This is a genomic window from Ruegeria sp. YTSA075 (assembly GCF_059610245.1).
Genome location: NZ_JBXWNG010000004.1, coordinates 1 through 17,100, shown reverse-complemented (window position 1 = coordinate 17,100; position 17,100 = coordinate 1). Strand labels below are relative to the sequence as shown.

The window sequence follows — 17,100 nt, the reverse complement described above, 5'->3', positions numbered from 1 at the left end:
ACTTCCTCTCCGCACACGCATTCGCAACCCGCCAGCTCATCGGATGGCCCCAAATGCCGCACGGACGTGCGAATTTTGTACAGGTTTTGTACGAGATTTCGGTCGTTTTCGGAGAATTCGGCGGAAAACGAAACGGGCGTTTCTGCACGCTTCTGCGCAACGCCTTGCAAATAAGCCATATTTTTCAGGCAGTTTTGGCGACCCCGGCAGGATTCGAACCTGCAACCTGCCCCTTAGGAGGGGGCTGCTCTATCCAGTTGAGCCACGGGGCCGCTTGGGGCCTTCTGTAACCGGGAATTTCGGGGTTGTCATTGCCTTTGCACAATTGTTGTACACGTCGACCTGTTCACGCTACCATCGGGCAAAACAACAACGCAGGTGCCTCTCGTGAACACTGAAACCAAACGCCCGCTGACCCTTCGCGATGTATCCGAGGCTTCGGGAGTCTCTGAGATGACGGTCAGTCGGGTTCTGCGCAATCGTGGCGATGTGTCCGACGCCACCCGCACCCGCGTTTTGGCCGCCGCGAAAGAGCTGGGATATGTCCCTAACAAAATCGCGGGCGCGCTGGCGTCCAGCCGGGTTAATCTTGTGGCCGTAATCATCCCGTCGCTGTCGAACATGGTGTTCCCCGAAGTGCTGACCGGCGTCAATCAGGTGCTGGAGGACACTGAGTTGCAGCCTGTTGTCGGCGTCACCGACTACCTGCCCGAGAAAGAAGAGAAGGTGCTGTACGAGATGCTCTCGTGGCGGCCTTCGGGCGTGATCATTGCCGGATTGGAACATACCGAAGCGGCGCGTGCCATGCTGGATTCATCTGGCATTCCGGTGGTCGAGATCATGGATACCGACGGCAAACCGGTGGATGCGATGGTCGGGATCTCCCATCGCCGCGCAGGCCGCGAGATGGCGCAAGCGATCCTGAAAGCGGGCTATGAACATATCGGTTTCATGGGCACCAAGATGCCATTGGACCATCGCGCACGAAAACGGTTCGAAGGCTTCACCGAAGTGCTCGGCAAGCAAGGAATCGAGATCGAGGATCGGGAATTCTATTCCGGCGGGTCCGCTTTGGCCAAGGGGCGTGAGATGACCCAGACCATGCTGGAACGCTCACCTGATTTGGATTTTCTTTATTATTCCAACGATATGATCGGGGCAGGTGGTCTGCTGTATCTGCTGGAGCAGGGCATAGATATTCCAGGACAGATCGGGTTGGCCGGGTTCAACAATGTGGAACTGCTGCAAGGCCTGCCACGTAAACTGGCAACGATGGATGCCTGCCGATTGGAGATTGGTCGACAAGCGGCCGAGATCATCGCGGAACGGCTCAATGACCCGGAGTCTGAGATTGAGACCCGCGTGACGCTGACACCCAAGATCAGCTTTGGCGATACGCTGAAACGGCGTTAGGCCGATGGCGCTGCGGCAACTGGACAACCGCACAGCGCGGACGATTTTTATGGATCGTCATGCGCTGGCCGAGCCGCCTGCGGGACACGTCAAGGGGGCCGAGCTGCTGGACCTGATCCAGCGGCTGGGCTTTGTTCAGCTTGACAGTATCAACACCGTCGCTCGCGCCCATGACATGATCCTGTTCTCGCGCAGGCCCAGCTATCGCAGCGGGAATCTGAAACGCCTCTATGAGCGCGATCGGGCGCTGTTCGAACATTGGACCCATGACGCCGCTGTCATTCCGATAGAGTTTTACCGTCATTGGCATCTGCGGTTTCTGCGTGATGCTGAACTGTTGAAGTCGCGGTGGAAAAACTGGCGCCGGGATGGGTTCGAGCAACAGATTGAAACGGTGTTGAACCATATCCGGGATCATGGCGCGGTGTCCTCATCCGATGTCGGGAAGGACGAAAAGAAAGGGTCCGGCGGGTGGTGGGATTGGCACCCCTCCAAGACGGCGCTTGAGTTTCTGTGGCGATCCGGCGCGCTGACCGTTGTCGGCCGCGAAGGATTTCAAAAACGCTATGACCTGACGGAGCGGGTGATCGAGACGCATCTTTGCCCCGGTCAACATCCTTGTGACGCTGAGGCGACCGTCGATTGGCTGTGCAATGCCGCGCTGGACCGGCTTGGCTTTGCCACATCAGGTGAGATCGCTGCATTCTGGGATACGGTCAGCCCGGCAGAGGCCAAAGATTGGTGTGCCAACGCGCTGCGATCCGGTGCCGTGGAAGAGATCGAAATTGCCTGCGTGGACGGGCGAGCGCGCAAGCAGTTCGCACGGCCCGACCTAACCAATGATTTGGCGGACCTGCCCCAGCCAACAGGGCGCATCCGCGTGCTCAGCCCGTTTGACCCGATGCTGCGAGACCGGAACCGGGCCGAGCGGTTGTTTGGCTTTCACTACCGGATCGAGGTTTTTGTACCTGAGGCGAAACGGACCTATGGCTACTACGTGTTCCCATTGCTTGAGGGCGACAAGCTGATCGGGCGGGTTGATATGAAAGCCCATCGGGATGCGGGTGACCTACGCGTGCGCGCCCTATGGCCGGAACGCACCATCCGATGGTCTGACGCGCGGACCCGCCGCCTAGAGGCCGAGTTGGATCGGGTTCGCCGATTTACGGAGCTGGATCGCGTTAGCTTTGCAAAAGATTGGCTGAAAGAACCAAAATAGACCCTATTCCGCGTCGGTCAGGGTCAGCCGAAGCGATGCAAGCCCGTCAATACCACCTTCGATCGTATCCCCTGCAACTACGGGCCCGACGCCAGCAGGCGTTCCCGTCAGGATCAGGTCTCCGGGACGTAGATGATAGTAGCCCGACAGATGGCATATGATCTCATCGATCTTCCAGATCAGCTCTTGCAGGGTTGCATCCTGACGCAGGGCTGAATTGACGCTCAGGTGAATGCGCTTGCTGTCGTCTGGCGCCCATTCGACCGCACGGGTCAGCGGCGCAAAAACCGTTCCATCTTCCATATCCTTTCCCAGATCCCAGGGGCGCTGTTTGTTGCGTTCCTGGATTTGCAGATCGCGGCGCGTCATATCCAACGCACAACCATAGGCATAAACCGCATCCCAGGCCTGATCACTGGTGGCTTTGAACACCGGTTTGCCGATGGCAACGACCAATTCCATCTCATGATGGAAGTTTTCGGTGCCGGGCGGATAAGGCACGGTCGCGCCGGTCAGAATAGCGTTCGATGCAGATTTCGTGAAATAGAACGGCGCTTCACGATCCACCTCATGCCCCATCTCAGCTGCATGGGCGGCATAGTTGCGGCCAACGCAGAATATCCGATTAACCGGATACCGGGCCGTTTCACCCTGCACAGGGATGCCAAGGATATCCGGAATCGGGAACAAATGGTCGGTCATGATGGGCCCTCGCGCATGTTTGCGCGCATCTTAATTCACAAGACCAATCCCGCAACCCGCAGAAATCCGCCGGTTTTTACACAGCTCTCCCTGTAAATTCGGCACGGAACTGCCCAATTTTGACAATTTGGAAACGAATTGTTTCCTAAAGCCCGGGGAATCGGTTTTAGATATACACATCGGATGCGCTTTTTGACCCCCGGCGCAATTCGATACCTGCGATGGGCCCCAAAAAATCTGCACATCGCCATTAGACGGAAAGTGCTTGGATACCATCCTGTTCGCCCCAGAACACTGGTTGCCAAAGTAGTGAACCAATGTATTTGGCTCTGCACGATCTGGTGCAGAGCACTTTATCAAACGCCAGAACCGGATCGTTGTAAAACCGGACAAACAGCACGATCAAAACGATAAAAAGAAACCGCTTGCAGACCAGGCGACAAGTCGGCAAGTGAGCATGACCGCTTCGGAGCACACGCAAAGGTTTAGGTCCATCCCCCTGGATCCTGAGCCTCGGTAACGAACCAATTTTCGGTTCTGCATGTCTTCGAAGCACGGGCCAGGCACATATCCAGTCCGGGTCTGGCCGAACCCCGTCGGAGAGTTCCCCCTACCATCTCCGACGGGGTCATAAACCTAAGGCCGGACCAACCTCTCAGCTTTCCAGGTCATTGAGCTCATTGAGAAGATCCAGCAGCATTTCATGCTTGTCGGGACCAAGCTGGCTGCGCACGCGTTTGGCCTGTTCCACACTAACGGCCAGATTGGCGTGGATGATCTGAACCCCCGCATCGCTGATTTCGACAATCTGACGACGACGATCCTGAGGATGACGGCGGCGCACGATCAGCTTTTTCTGCTCTAACGTTTGCAGAATACGGGTCAGGCTGGGCAACAACAGGCAGGCGCGTTCGGCAATATGCGTCGGCTCCTGCGGGCCTTCTTCGTTCAAGACACGCAGCACCCTCCATTGCTGTTCGGTGACACCTGCATCAACCAGCAGCGCTCGAATTGGCCCCATCACCTTTTCGCGTGCCCGCAAAAGCGCGATGGGCAAAGATCTTGAGGTTAACGGTAAATCATCGGCCATGTTTAACCTTACCACTTTTTTTGGTGGAACGCGCACATGCCGGGTTCTGCCCGGTGTCTGCCGCGATACCTCTGGAATGCGCCTATTTGAGATCACAATAGGTTTGTTCCCAATAACTATGGATATTGACCGATACTGCATGACAGAATGTAGCAGAATCTCAAGAGTCTCATACAGGACAACGCAGAATGCCCGCTCCAAAAAACACGTTCAAACAGGCTCTGGCACAGGGCAAAAGGCAGATCGGCTGCTGGATGAGCTTTGCCGAATCCACCACTGCCGAGGTCATGGGAACCGCAGGGTTCGACTGGTTGGTTATTGATGGAGAGCACGCACCCAATGACATTCGTTCGATCCGGGATCAGCTGATTGCCTTGACCAACAGCCCGTCTCATCCCGTCGTCCGCGTACCGGTGGGTGAGACCTGGCTGATCAAGATGGTTCTGGATGCCGGCGCGCAAACCGTTTTGGTTCCGATCGTCGAAAGCGCCGAACAAGCACGGGAACTGGTCCGTGCTTGCCGCTATCCACCCGAAGGTGCACGCGGCGTTGGTGCAACATCCGCGCGCGCGACGATGTTTGGATCAACCCAAGACTACATCCAGACCGCCGATCAGGAAATCTGCCTTTTGGTGCAGGTGGAAAACCGCGCTGGTATGGCTGCGCTGGATGAAATTCTACAGGTCGACGGGATTGATGGGGTCTTTATCGGACCCGCCGATCTTTCGACCGATATGGGCTATCAGGGCAACAGCGCCGCGCCAGAAGTGCGCGCCACCATCGCCGACGCCATTAAACGGATCAGGGCCGCTGGCAAAGCGCCGGGGATTCTGGGCACCAATGATGAGGCTACCCAAGCCTATCTGGACATGGATCCGCTGTTTCTAGCGGTCGGCATTGATGTCATGCTTCTAGCCAACGCGGCGCGAGCGCTTTCGGCGCAATGGAAATCCGGCCAGAGCTAGCCCCGCATCAAAGCCGCCGCCTGCGCATACCCGCCGGATGCACCATCAACGAAATGAACGTGATCATCCCGCGTGGCGGCGGGCACAAAGCAGGTCATCATCGCCTCATCCTGTGCATGCAGGCCATATCTGATTTTGCCGCGCCCGCGCGCCTCTTCCAGCATATGTTCGATCTGGTCCAGCGTGGCATCGTCGCAATCCAGCGTCATCTTCAGCCCATCGTCGAATTTGCGGAAATCGGCATTGCGACTGACCATGCGCTTATAGTGCTCGGGCTCGAACTGACCCATACGCTTATTGGTCCAGAATAGGATCGCAATCAGAAGGTTCTGCCCCAGCAACTTCAGCTTTTGCAGCAACAGGCTGCGACCGGTTCGCGATACATGCGCATCCAGATCAACTCCCGGCGGCGGCCATGTCATGGGCGGGCCATTTTCCGGCACCGGGTGACCCGCGCGGTCCAATCCGTCCGAGGCGCGCAAGACCGATTGCGCCAGATCGGCAAAGTCACGTTCGGTTGCCTGCACCGTGGGCTGCACCACAACCGAAACGATGCGCCCATGCTGCGCCGGACTGTTGGACCAGCGACAGGACAGACCGGTCAGATCTGGCTGACTGCCCGGTTCGGCCAGCGGTACCTGATGCTCTCCGGCTTTCATCTGTGCCTCGGCCCAGGCCAAACCACCGCCCGAGAACATTGCATAGTCCACCCCGTTCGATGGCGCATACCGGGCCACGCGCAAATCCTTGCCCGCCTGACGCAGCTCTGCCACGGGAACCAACGCCGCGCGCAGTGGCATTGAAAATTCTTCCTCAGCCCACCGCCGTAACGCGGCAAGCGTCTGGCGAGCCTGATCAGCGGCACTGGGTGGCACGGCAAACCCTGCGCCATCTCCCCCAAAGACATAAGGGAATAGCTTTCCACCCATTGTGTTGATCATGCCCGAGATCACGGCCGCGCCCACCATGTTCACGGTCTTGTAACGTCCGCGCGCAATCTCTCCGGTCGAGTCGACGATATCGGCGACGCCCAGAACCCATTCATCCGGGACAGCCGCAAACGAGGACGGGTCCGCCAACTGATTGAAATCACGCAGCAGCGGCAGGTTTTCGTAAAACGCAGAATGGAGGTCTTTCATGCTCCCCCTCAGATTGAATTGAATGTTCAGATAGCTCAAACGTGATCAATGTCAGTTACCTGCAACATTCTACACGCGCTTGTGCGTTTTACCACAACATGCCAGAGAGTGATCGCAAGATTTGAAGGGAACGTTAGATGAAATCTGGGCTGGTTGTACTGTGTCTGGCCTATGTCCTCAGCCAGTTCTTTCGCGCGTTCCTCGCGGTCCTCAGCCTTGATCTGGAACGCGACATCGGTGCCACGCCCGAAGATCTGGCCTTCGCCTCGGGCCTTTGGTTTCTGGTCTTTGCGGCCATGCAAATCCCGGTCGGCTGGGCGCTGGACCGGGTTGGCCCGCGCCTGACCGCAGCCGCACTCTTGCTGGTTGGCGGCGCAGGTGGGGCAACCGTGTTTGCCCTGGCCACATCCGCCGTTCACATCAGCGTCGCAATGGCGCTGATTGGGGTTGGCTGCTCTCCGGTTCTGATGGCATCGTATTTCATATTTGCACGCGAATACCCTCCGGCCCGGTTTGCCACGCTTGCCGCGGTGATGCTGGGCGTGGGATCGGTGGGTAATCTGGTCGCCTCCTACCCAACTGCTCTTGCGGCTGAACTGCTGGGCTGGCGTGCCACCCTGCTGGGGCTGGCCGTGATTTCTGGGGTAATTGCCCTTGGCATCTGGGTCAGTGTACGCGACCCAGCCAAGGTTGAAACCGAGCACAAGGGATCGGTTCTGGACCTGCTTAAAGAACCCGCTTTGTGGCTGATCCTGCCGCTGATGTTGGTGGCGTACGCGCCATCGGCCGCGCTGCGTGGATTATGGGCCGGTCCCTATCTGAACGATGTCTTTGGGCTCAGCACCACCCAGATCGGCACTGCGACACTTGTTATGGGGGCAGCGATGATTGCAGGAACCTTCGTATATGGTCCGCTGGATCGCATTCTGGGCACGCGGAAATGGGTGATCTTCGGCGGCAATGCGCTGGCAGCTGCCGCGCTGGTTCTCTTGTGCTTGTGGGTCGACAGCGCGATCTGGGTTTCGATTTTACTGCTTGCAGTTGTGGGTTTTCTGGGGGCCAGCTTTCCGGTGATCATGGCCCATGGTCGCGCCTTTGTGCCGCCGCATCTGGTTGGACGTGGTGTCACCTTGCTGAACCTTTTTGGAATCGGCGGCGTCGGCATTGCACAATTCGCGACGGGTCGCATCCATGCGGCCAACGTTGCCGCCGGAGCGACCGTGCCTTATCTCGCCATCTTCAGCTTTTTCGCCGTGACCCTTGCCATTGGCTGCGTGATCTATCTATTCAGCCGGGACAGTGTGGACTGATTAGGAACCGGAGGGACGGCCCGTGCAGGACATCGAGGTGATCGCACCCAACCTGAAACACAGCCTTTCCGGGGTCACCACCACGGTCATTCGCCTGCTTCCGATTCAGAAAAAGATGATCGGAATCGTCGCCTCCGGGCCGGGGCTGCCGGATGACTTGCCCCATATCCGCCTGATCAAGGTTCCGTTCCTGTCGAACCGCACCCGCCGGGTCTGGCATGCCCGGCGCAACACCGAAATGCTGATGGGCCTTTTTCTGCGTAAAATCCTTCGGCGCAACCTGAAACTGCTGTTCACATCTGCCGCGCAGCGGGATCATTCGGGGTTCACCAAGAAACTGATCTCGCAAATGGACGCATTGATTGCGACAACCCCGCAAGCGGCCTCATTTCTGCAACACCCGTCAACCGTCATCATGCATGGCGTGAACACCGAACTGTTCCATCCTGCCAAAGACAAACAAGAGCTGCGCAATAAGTTAGGCCTACCAAATGGCACGCTAGTCGGCTGTTTCGGACGCATACGCCCGCAGAAAGGCGTCGATCTGCTGGTCGATGCTGCGCTGAGCGTGTTGCCCAACCACCCTGACGCCCACATCATCTTTACCGGTCGCGCCACCAGCGAATTCGAAGCGTTTCAGGCTGAACAGCAGGCGAAACTGCAAGCCGCTGGTCTGGGCGGCCGTGTGCATTTCCTGGGCGAACGCCCGTGGGGGGAGATCGTCGAAACCTACCGCGCCCTCGATCTGTTCGTCGCCCCCGCCCGCCACGAAGGGTTCGGGCTGACCCCGCTGGAAGCCATGTCCTCAGGCGTGCCGGCCATCGCCTGTCATGGCGTGGGCGCCTTTAGCGCTCAGATCAAAGATGGCGAAACCGGGCGGCTGGTTGAAAAGGATAATGCCCCGGCATTGGCAGAGGCTCTGAACCAGATGCTGTCCGATCCTGCGCAACTGGCCACCGCTGGACAGGCCGCCCGCGCCCATGTGGAGCGGAATTTTCGAATCGAAGGCGAGGCCGAAGCCATCGTAAAGGTCTATCGATCTCTGCTGGACGCAGATTAGAGTGCGGTGAACGCCTCAAATCCGCGTCATTCGCCGAAAACCGATCCGAAAGCTCTTTTTTCTTTGCTGCAACGCGGCTATGAACGCGCGTCCTTAACTTTGGAGACATGAAATGGGCTATCGCGTCGTTGTCGCCGGCGCCACAGGTAATGTGGGCCGCGAAATGCTGAACATCCTGGCGGAACGCCAGTTCCCGATCGATGAAATTGCCGCTCTGGCAAGCCGTCGTTCGCTGGGAACTGAGGTGACATTTGGCGACAAGACACTGACCACCAAGGACATTGACACATTCGACTTCACCGGCTGGGACATGGCGCTGTTTGCCATTGGCTCGGACGCAACCAAGACCTATGGCCCCAAAGCGGCCGCAGCGGGTTGTGTGGTCATCGATAACTCGTCGCTTTATCGCTATGACCCGGACATTCCGCTGATCGTGCCGGAATGTAACCCGCAGGCGATCCACGACTATAAGAACAAGAACATCATCGCCAACCCCAACTGCTCGACCGCGCAGATGGTTGTGGCGCTGAAGCCGCTGCATGACCGCGCGCGCATCAAGCGCGTCGTTGTTTCGACCTATCAGTCGGTTTCGGGCGCGGGCAAAGAGGGCATGGATGAGCTTTGGGATCAGACCAAAGCCATCTACAACCCCACAACAGAAGTTGAGCCGAAGAAATTCCAGAAGCAGATCGCGTTTAACGTCATCCCGCAGATCGACGCCTTCATGGAAGACGGCTCGACCAAGGAAGAGTGGAAGATGGTTGTCGAGACCAAAAAGATCGTCGACCCGTCGATCAAAGTCACGGCCACTTGCGTCCGCGTTCCGGTTTTCGTTGGCCATTCCGAGGCCGTGAATATCGAGTTCGAGGAATTCCTGGACGAAGACGAAGCCCGCGACATCCTGCGAGAAGCCCCGGGCATCATGGTGATCGATAAGCGTGAAGCGGGGGGCTATGTCTCACCGATCGAATGCGCAGGTGATTTCGCCACGTTCATCAGCCGCATCCGCCAGGATTCAACCATCGAGAACGGCATCAACCTGTGGTGCGTCTCGGACAACCTGCGCAAAGGCGCTGCGCTGAACGCAGTTCAGATTGCCGAGCTTCTGGGCCGCGAGGTTCTGAAAAAGGGGTAAGCAATTCACCCCGACCAGAGTATACGAAGCCCCGCAGCATCACCTGCGGGGCTTCTTTTTTTGTCTGAACGCGCAATAAATGCGCCAATTCAAACTGCGGTGTGCAAAATCTGTTGAGTGTGAAGATGTTCATTAAACCGCCAGTTTCGGACAAGCCTGATCAGGACCCGATCTTGATGGCGTCCTCATACAACAGAACTGCCCGTTCGGATTCGTTCTCAAGCACATCCATCTCAGCGCAGAAATGCACGACGTCATCTAGGCTGGGTACATCTGCGGCGCTCAAGGCTTCGACAGTCGGCTGAAGCTCGGCCCAATAGGCTTTTACCTGCTTCAACGCCGTAAGCGAGGCGTCGCTTGGGGGCGTGGACATCTTGATATAGTCATTGCCGCCATCGATCAGCGCGTCGACGATCTTGCCAAACTTCGCGGCGTTCTTTTTGAACTTCTCATGATGCTCGGCCGTGTCTTTTCCTGTCGCGGCCAGGGCGATTTCCTTGCAGATTTTCTGCGTGATCATCCGCTGCCGACCCGCAAACTCCAGGGCCAGAGCCATGGACGGTTCGATATCGACCTCGCCATAAGCTGCTTCCAGCTTGCGAACGACCACGTGGCTGGCCTCTTCCAGAGGTTCCACATCGCCCACGATCATGGTCAATTGCGCATCGCTCACGGATTTGGCGGCGACAATATCCTCGACCGCGATCCGATAGGGCGCCCACAAAGCGGCGACTTCCTCAAGCGCTTTGTTGACCGAGTAGAACCGTTCGCGATCAATGCCCGACGATCCCTTGCCCTCTTTGAAACCGAGCAGGATATCGTCAAAGTCATCATGCGCTTGCTGTAGTTCGGTCAGAGCTTTGTCGGCTTCGGCGCCCAGGCTCAGCAATACAGTGGCTTTTGCGACTTTCTCGCTCAGAAAGCTTAGTTTTTCAGCGGCCAAAATGCGGTGCGCCACCTGACCTGCCGCCATGGCAAGCGCGTAACCCCCAACCGGCAAGAATGCTGATAGCCCAAGCCCCAACGCTCCAGTGACGAAAACACGGCGATCGATACCCATTTTTTTACCTAGTCCTGCTGATTTTGCATATGCATTTCGAGCAAGAAGCGCGCCAAATGTCCCAGAGGAATGTTAAAAATAAGAAAATATAGTGGCTTTTCGCGCCTGAGATCAGCAAGTTAACGCGTTAGACGATCAGATCGGACAGTGAGTCCGGCCTGGGTTTCGGCCACCAAGAACCCTTCCACTTGTACGCAGGTTGATTTCAAGAGGTCGCGCTATCAGCTTGTCAGATACAGGTTTTTCTGTTGGGAAATCGCCGTGCCGAGTGCACCATCCTAAAACCCCTGTTGTTGCATTCAACGGGCGCGGGTTTAGAAATCAAGTGGTCTGGACAAGTCTCAGGCCCGCGATCGACCATATCGGCTCAAACAGAAGGCCCCGAGTAACCCCATGACGAACACCACCACTGAACAAGACCAACAGGGCACCGTAGAATACAGCCAGTCCCGTGGTTTGGTGGATCGGTTGGCGCGATTGGAATGCGCGCTTGCGTTTTCATCTTATCAATCCGGGCTATTGTATCATCTGGGGCGCGATCCCGGCGGGTCGCTGCATGTGCACCAGTCGGCCATGCCAAAACCCATGGGGCTGCATTATGATGGCCAAGGCGGGCTGATACTGGCCGGGGGTGCTCAGATTCTGAGGTTCGAGAACATTCTCGCTCCGCATGAGCGCATCAACAACGTGTTCGATGCCTGTTTTATGCCTCGGGTTATACATAGTGTTGGTGAGTTGGATGTGCATGACATCGGGCTGGATACAGATGGCGCGCCCGTCTTTGTGAACACCCGTTTCAACTGCCTGTCGACCCTATCGAAGCGCCACAGCTTCGTACCTGTCTGGACCCCGCCATCTATCACTCAGATCGTGGATGAGGACCGGTGCCACCTGAATGGGATGGCCATGCGCGACGGCCAGCCCGCCTATGTCACCGCCGTATCCCAATCCAACACGATTGACGGGTGGAGAGATCGCCGCGTTGACGGAGGCGTGGCCATTGACGTCCAGAACAACCAAGTTGTGTGCAAGGGCCTGTCGATGCCGCATTCCCCCCGCTGGTATGATGGCAAGCTCTGGCTTCTGAACTCTGGCACCGGCGAGCTTGGCTATGTGGACGGGTTGGAGGGCGAGGCACCGGGCCAGTTCAAACCGGTTGTCTTTTGTCCGGGTTTCCTGCGCGGGCTGCGGTTCTACAAAGGATATGCTTTCGTCGGTCTGTCCAAGCCACGCTACAAACGGTTCGAGGGGCTGCCGCTGGCAGATCGGCTGGATGCCGCAGACAGCGACGCCTGGTGCGGCCTGCAGATCATCGATCTTGCAACCGGCACCTGTGTCGACTGGTTTCGGATCGATGGTGCCATAACTGAGCTCTATGATGTCGAGATCATCCCGGGATTTGCAACACCAATGACGGTCAGCCCCGGCAGCACTGAAGCGGCAAACCTGATCACTTGGGATGAACCGAGCTCAGCCGCCACGCCGACGTCGCAAAGGTAACTCAACTCTACGCCTGCCGCACAACCAATATGTTGAACGTCACGCGAAACAAAGCAAGGAGTCGACTACACATCCAGAATGGCATTTAGGTGGCGAGGTCAATGAATTGACATCGCCACCTTGGATTCAGAAACCTAGTTCCATTGCATTGCTATCTAAGGGCGCCCGATCGGCGGTTTGTTTGGGTTGTCTTGCCATTGTTTGAATTTGAGGACGCCGCCAGCGGCTTCCGCAATCGCATCGAGGTACTTACTTCCTGACATGTCTAGAACCTTCTGTTCGGCGTCCTATTTGATGGTTCCATCAGTATCACCAACCTGTGTGTTGGTATCGGCATAGCCGTTGTGTTGGGCTCTGGGCGCGGACTGGAAATGCGTCTCGCCGTCTAAGTAGAAATCACCGCTGGCTTTATGTGATTGTATCAGTTTCCCACTTGTATCGACGATACCGGAACCCGCATCCTGCATGGTCTCAAGCGGAGAAGGCGTTGTGGCATGATTGAAAGTGTAGCCGCTGAAGGTTGGAGCGACCTTGGAACTACTCTCATCTTGCGTTGCTTCCAATGGAGAGAGGTTGGCAATAAGGTTAACAATTTTCCCAGTAACGGTTGTTGTCATATCCGTTGCTTCATGCGACGTGCCACGTGATGTTTCCGAGTGGCTGATTTTGGCGCCATGATGACCAGCGGCGGCGTAGTGGTCCGGCCCTGCTATGGCAGATCCTGCTGTCAGTGCAATCACCAGTGCCGGTGCAACGATGTGTTTTTTGAGTGTGCCGAAACGTTCCATTTTTGATCTCCTTATCTTGCTGTTACATTTCCAACCTAGGAACGTGACGGCTTTGGGTATTGTGAACAGAGCTCAGTTTTTTGGGATTTTCAATCAACTAGCCACGCGGTTGCTTAGCCGCAGATTTTTGTCGTATTTAGTTCTTCAGGGGCATTCGGCCGAAAGTGTTTGACGTTTGGGCTGGCAATGCATGACGCACTGCATCGATCATGAAACCGGTTCACGCGGCAGGTGAAATCATACTGGCTCTGTCGCCTATATGAACATCAAGCTTCACGCATGAACAAAGGATAGGCTGTCAAAGCTTTTCCGCCAGTCGCAAACCTCGGCACCTACGTCATCGCCCGCCAGGCCGCGCGCGATCAGGTTGGCCAGCCTGTCTGCATGATCCGTGGTCATGCCCCATCTTACCAGTTCCGGGGTGCCTATGCGCAAGCCGTTCATGTCGCCCTGCACCTCTGGCGCCGGAAGGCCGATGCCGCAGGCCAAAAAACCCGCCTGCCGCAGGGTTTTGGACGCGGTTTGCCCACCGCCAAACGCGTTAGCCAATACAGCAAACTGGTGGGAGCAGGTGAAACCCCCTTGGCTAGCAAAGACAGGTACGCCATTGTCATTCAGGCGTTCTGCCAACCCCTGGGCCATTGCGATCATCTGTGCCGCATAGTCGGCCCCGAAATCGCGCCAATCCAGCATCGTGACCGCAAGTGCAGCCGATTTCGCCGCGTCGAAATTGGCCGTCATTCCGGGGAAGGCAATGGCGTCCAGCCGCTCGGCCAGATCAGCCTCATTGGTGACAATCAGCCCTCCGGCAGGGCCGCCTAGGCTTTTGTAGGTGCTCATTGTCATCAGATGCGCGCCTTCGGCCAGCGGGTCACGCCACGCCTTGCCTGCGATGATCCCGCACTGATGTGCGGCGTCGAACATCACTTTGGCACCCACCTCATCGGCGATGACACGTATCTCTCTCACGGGATGTTCGAACAGGTTGAGGCTACCCCCAACCGTGATCAGTTTGGGTCGTTCGCGTTTCGCCATGGCGTGTAATTGATCCAGATCGATGGTGTATCCATCTGCGTCAACCGGTGCTTCAACGGTGCGCAGCCCGAACAGACCCGCACAGCCCGCCACATGATGCGTGACATGCCCGCCAATCGACGCAGGGGGTGCGATGATCGTGTCACCCGGTTTGCACGTGACCATAAATCCATAAAGGTTTGCAATCGCGCCCGACGGCACGCGGATTTCAGCGAAACGTGCGTTGAAAACCTCTGCACAAAGCTGGGTTGCGATCACCTCGATCTCTTCGATGGCCTCAAGGCCCATCTCATATTTGTCGCCCGGATATCCAAGCGAAGGGCGCGACCCGATACCCGAAGACAGCAGCGCCTCGGCCCTCGGGTTCATGACGTTGGTGGCTGGATTGAGGTTGAAACACTCTTTCTCATGAATCTCGCGGTTCCGGTTCGCCAGGTCTTCGATCCGGTCAAGCAATACGGCCGAGGTGCTGCACGCGGTGGTCGCTGCGATCTGCTGCACAAGCGTTTCACTGGCGTCCGGGACCCAGGATCTTATGTCTATTGTCATTGCTGCATACTCCTTGCTCGGCTTCAGAATGGACGGTCTGCATGACATTGCAAATCAGTTCTGCTATTTCTTGCCCTAGAAAAACTAAGGCTCACGCATGGCAGTTCTTCCCCGACGACCCAAAGGGCCACCCCTGAACGCATTGCGCGCCTTCGAGGCTGCCGCCCGTCTGGGCAGTTTCGTTGCGGCAGCCGAGGAACTGGGTGTCACCGCAGGCGCGGTGTCACAGCATGTCAAAGCTGTTGAGGCGTGGTCCGGCACCAGCCTGTTTGAACGCAGCGCACAAGGCGTTTCATTATCTACCGCTGGTCGTTTGTTGAACGAGGATTTCACACAGGCTTTCGATCTTCTGGCAGCTGCAACCCAAAATCTGCGTAATCTGGCACCCAACCCCGAAGTTCACATTGCCGCATTGCCATCGGTCGCGCAGCTTTGGTTGTCGCCCCGTCTGGGTCGATTGCGTGACCTGCATCCCAATCTGAACATATCCGTGACGGCGATGGAGAACCCCCCAAGCCTGTCCAGGGATCTGTTTGATTTGTCCCTCTTCATATCGCGGCCGGACGAAACCGAAGATCAGATCATCGTCGAAGACGACATCATCTTTCCGGTTTGCTCGCCTAAGCTGGCGCAGGGTATCGATCTTTCAACGGCGCCGCTGCTGCACGATCAGACCTGGGACAGCGATTGGCCAGCGTGGTCAGGCGCCACAGGTATCGACATCGGCGATCCGGCACGCGGCCCTCGGTATTCTCTTTACGCTTTGGCGGTCGAAGAGGCAAAATCAGGTGCGGGTGTGCTTATGGGGCATGCCGCATTGGTTGCGCAGGCACTGGATGCGCAGCAGCTCTGCCGTGTGTCTGAACACAGTCACAAAACCGGCAAAGCCCTGGTGATCGAACGTCCACACAGGTCCCGATGCCACCCGGAAATCGATCACGTCATCGATCGGCTGTGTGGAACCGATCCGAACCAGCGCCAAGGTTGGTTTAGCTAACCGGCAGCATATCCGAGATAGCGGCGGGTCCTGATATCCTCTGGCCGCGATCCGCATTGTTCAAACAGGGCACGCGACATGGCTGCGCGTGAGGAAAACCCGGTCGCAGCTGCAATTTCGACCAACGACATGTCGGTCTGTCTCAGCAGGTCAATAGCTCTTTCTACCCGAAGCTCTTTATACGTATGCAGAAGCGTCGCACCGGTTTTACACAGGTATCGTCTCTGAAGTTGACGGGTCGAAGCACCCACTGCCTTTGAAAGGTCAGTGATACTCAGAGGCTCCTCGATATGCTCCAGCATGGTCGCCAGCGTCAGAATGACCAGTTCATCCCCACCTGATCTGCGAATAAGCCGATTGGCGGTCTGGCTCTCTATTGCCTGTTTTGGCTCATCCAGGCCAACATATCTGCGTACCGCATCCGCAAGATGCTCGCCATGATCACCCGATACAAAATCGGCCAGCAAACGCAGGGCGCTGATGCGGGTATTGGCACTGTGCAATCGCCCGTTGGGTGAAAGATACGTTGAGGCACCGCAACTTCTTATGCCCTGCTCTGACGCTGCCGCCTGAAAACTGGAATGTATCGCTGCAATATGCCCGTCACACCCGCTGGCCTGGGCCAGCAGCATCACAGCGCCCCCAACCAGAATGACCCGGGGCGCCAGGTTCAGCACCTGGGTCGCCCAATGTTTTTGCGAGCCGCTCAGATTCCAGCTGTCCTCCAGATCCCCCCAGATGACAGCCGTCCGCCCGGCCCAATACAACGGCCCACCGACCTTATCCTCGGCAAGAGCACGCAGAGTGATAACGTAGCGCTGATTTTCCATCAAACCGTTCAGAGCCCGGTAAAAATCCAACGCCAGCTCTGCCGTCGCGCGGGATGCATTCGGGTGCAAAATGACATCAACATATTGAACCCGCTCAGACACCGCTGCAAAGGCGTTTGCCTTGTTTTCGGGTTCGTTACGCAGGACGTAGTGTTTCATATGTCATGACACTTCTGGTTTGAGTGGTAGAGAGCGGGAAGCGCTCTGCTGCCTGTGGGCACCCCCCCTTTTGGGGGGATGTTTTTATTCAGCGGCTTCGATGTATTCGGTCATTGGGGGGCATGTGCATATGAGGTTTCGGTCGCCAT

General features: G+C 57.0%; 15 protein-coding genes and 1 tRNA gene. 8 read left to right on the top strand and 8 right to left on the bottom strand.

Translation table 11 applies throughout. From position 1 onward, the window contains the following. Positions 1–195: 195 nt before the first annotated feature. Positions 196–272 (bottom strand) — tRNA-Arg (locus AC2FGE_RS08610). 115 nt (positions 273–387) lie between these two features. Between AC2FGE_RS08610 and AC2FGE_RS08605 the strand changes: the two genes are divergently transcribed. Beyond that, the gene (locus tag AC2FGE_RS08605; protein WP_496818797.1) at positions 388–1,413 is read left to right on the top strand and encodes a LacI family DNA-binding transcriptional regulator; all 1,026 of its coding nucleotides are present in this window, start codon (positions 388–390) and stop codon (positions 1,411–1,413) included. Between the two features lie 4 nt (positions 1,414–1,417). Continuing rightward, positions 1,418–2,632: a winged helix-turn-helix domain-containing protein gene (locus tag AC2FGE_RS08600; RefSeq protein WP_496818796.1), complete on the top strand. Its 1,215-nt coding sequence runs from the start codon at positions 1,418–1,420 to the stop codon at positions 2,630–2,632. A 3-nt stretch (positions 2,633–2,635) separates the two neighbouring features. Here AC2FGE_RS08600 and AC2FGE_RS08595 read toward each other — a convergent pair whose 3' ends face one another. Continuing rightward, positions 2,636–3,334, bottom strand: a complete 699-nt coding sequence (locus AC2FGE_RS08595) for a fumarylacetoacetate hydrolase family protein (protein ID WP_496818795.1) — start codon at positions 3,332–3,334, stop codon at positions 2,636–2,638. 655 nt (positions 3,335–3,989) lie between these two features. Further along, on the bottom strand, positions 3,990–4,424 hold the full coding sequence (gene hpaR / locus AC2FGE_RS08590; RefSeq protein WP_496818794.1) for a homoprotocatechuate degradation operon regulator HpaR: 435 nt from the start codon (positions 4,422–4,424) through the stop codon (positions 3,990–3,992). A gap of 188 nt (positions 4,425–4,612) precedes the next feature. Here hpaR and AC2FGE_RS08585 point away from each other — a divergent pair, with 188 nt between their 5' ends. Continuing rightward, complete coding sequence (locus tag AC2FGE_RS08585; RefSeq protein ID WP_496818793.1) at positions 4,613–5,389, top strand: aldolase/citrate lyase family protein; 777 nt, start codon at positions 4,613–4,615, stop codon at positions 5,387–5,389. Here AC2FGE_RS08585 and AC2FGE_RS08580 read toward each other — a convergent pair. Further along, positions 5,386–6,528: a DUF3095 domain-containing protein gene (locus AC2FGE_RS08580; protein WP_496818792.1), complete on the bottom strand. Its 1,143-nt coding sequence runs from the start codon at positions 6,526–6,528 to the stop codon at positions 5,386–5,388. The genes AC2FGE_RS08585 and AC2FGE_RS08580 overlap by 4 nt on opposite strands. 137 nt (positions 6,529–6,665) lie before the next feature. Between AC2FGE_RS08580 and AC2FGE_RS08575 the strand changes: the two genes are divergently transcribed. The 3 genes from AC2FGE_RS08575 (at position 6,666) to AC2FGE_RS08565 (ending at position 10,033) form a co-directional block, all read left to right on the top strand. Beyond that, complete coding sequence (locus AC2FGE_RS08575) at positions 6,666–7,838, top strand: MFS transporter (RefSeq protein ID WP_496818791.1); 1,173 nt, start codon at positions 6,666–6,668, stop codon at positions 7,836–7,838. Between the two features lie 22 nt (positions 7,839–7,860). Further along, positions 7,861–8,898 (top strand): glycosyltransferase family 4 protein, encoded by a 1,038-nt coding sequence (locus AC2FGE_RS08570; RefSeq protein WP_496818790.1) that lies wholly within the window; start codon positions 7,861–7,863, stop codon positions 8,896–8,898. A 112-nt stretch (positions 8,899–9,010) separates the two neighbouring features. Beyond that, positions 9,011–10,033 (top strand): aspartate-semialdehyde dehydrogenase, encoded by a 1,023-nt coding sequence (locus tag AC2FGE_RS08565; RefSeq protein ID WP_496818789.1) that lies wholly within the window; start codon positions 9,011–9,013, stop codon positions 10,031–10,033. A 160-nt stretch (positions 10,034–10,193) separates the two neighbouring features. Here AC2FGE_RS08565 and AC2FGE_RS08560 read toward each other — a convergent pair whose 3' ends face one another. Next, positions 10,194–11,093, bottom strand: a complete 900-nt coding sequence (locus tag AC2FGE_RS08560; RefSeq protein ID WP_496818788.1) for a type IV pili methyl-accepting chemotaxis transducer N-terminal domain-containing protein — start codon at positions 11,091–11,093, stop codon at positions 10,194–10,196. A 393-nt stretch (positions 11,094–11,486) separates the two neighbouring features. Between AC2FGE_RS08560 and AC2FGE_RS08555 the strand changes: the two genes are divergently transcribed. Further along, positions 11,487–12,593: a TIGR03032 family protein gene (locus AC2FGE_RS08555; protein ID WP_496818787.1), complete on the top strand. Its 1,107-nt coding sequence runs from the start codon at positions 11,487–11,489 to the stop codon at positions 12,591–12,593. A 287-nt stretch (positions 12,594–12,880) separates the two neighbouring features. On the opposite strand, the gene AC2FGE_RS08550 is transcribed toward AC2FGE_RS08555, so the two are convergent. Both AC2FGE_RS08550 and glyA read right to left on the bottom strand, forming a co-directional pair. Continuing rightward, positions 12,881–13,381, bottom strand: coding sequence for a hypothetical protein (locus AC2FGE_RS08550; RefSeq protein ID WP_496818786.1), 501 nt, complete (start codon positions 13,379–13,381; stop codon positions 12,881–12,883). Between the two features lie 273 nt (positions 13,382–13,654). Beyond that, positions 13,655–14,965: a serine hydroxymethyltransferase gene (glyA, locus tag AC2FGE_RS08545; protein WP_496818785.1), complete on the bottom strand. Its 1,311-nt coding sequence runs from the start codon at positions 14,963–14,965 to the stop codon at positions 13,655–13,657. Positions 14,966–15,062: 97 nt separating this feature from the next. Between glyA and AC2FGE_RS08540 the strand changes: the two genes are divergently transcribed. After that, positions 15,063–15,962, top strand: a complete 900-nt coding sequence (locus tag AC2FGE_RS08540) for a LysR family transcriptional regulator (protein WP_496818783.1) — start codon at positions 15,063–15,065, stop codon at positions 15,960–15,962. On the opposite strand, the gene AC2FGE_RS08535 is transcribed toward AC2FGE_RS08540, so the two are convergent. Further along, positions 15,959–16,951, bottom strand: coding sequence for a helix-turn-helix domain-containing protein (locus AC2FGE_RS08535; RefSeq protein WP_496818782.1), 993 nt, complete (start codon positions 16,949–16,951; stop codon positions 15,959–15,961). The two genes, AC2FGE_RS08540 and AC2FGE_RS08535, sit on opposite strands and share 4 nt — an antisense overlap. Positions 16,952–17,100 lie beyond the last annotated feature (149 nt).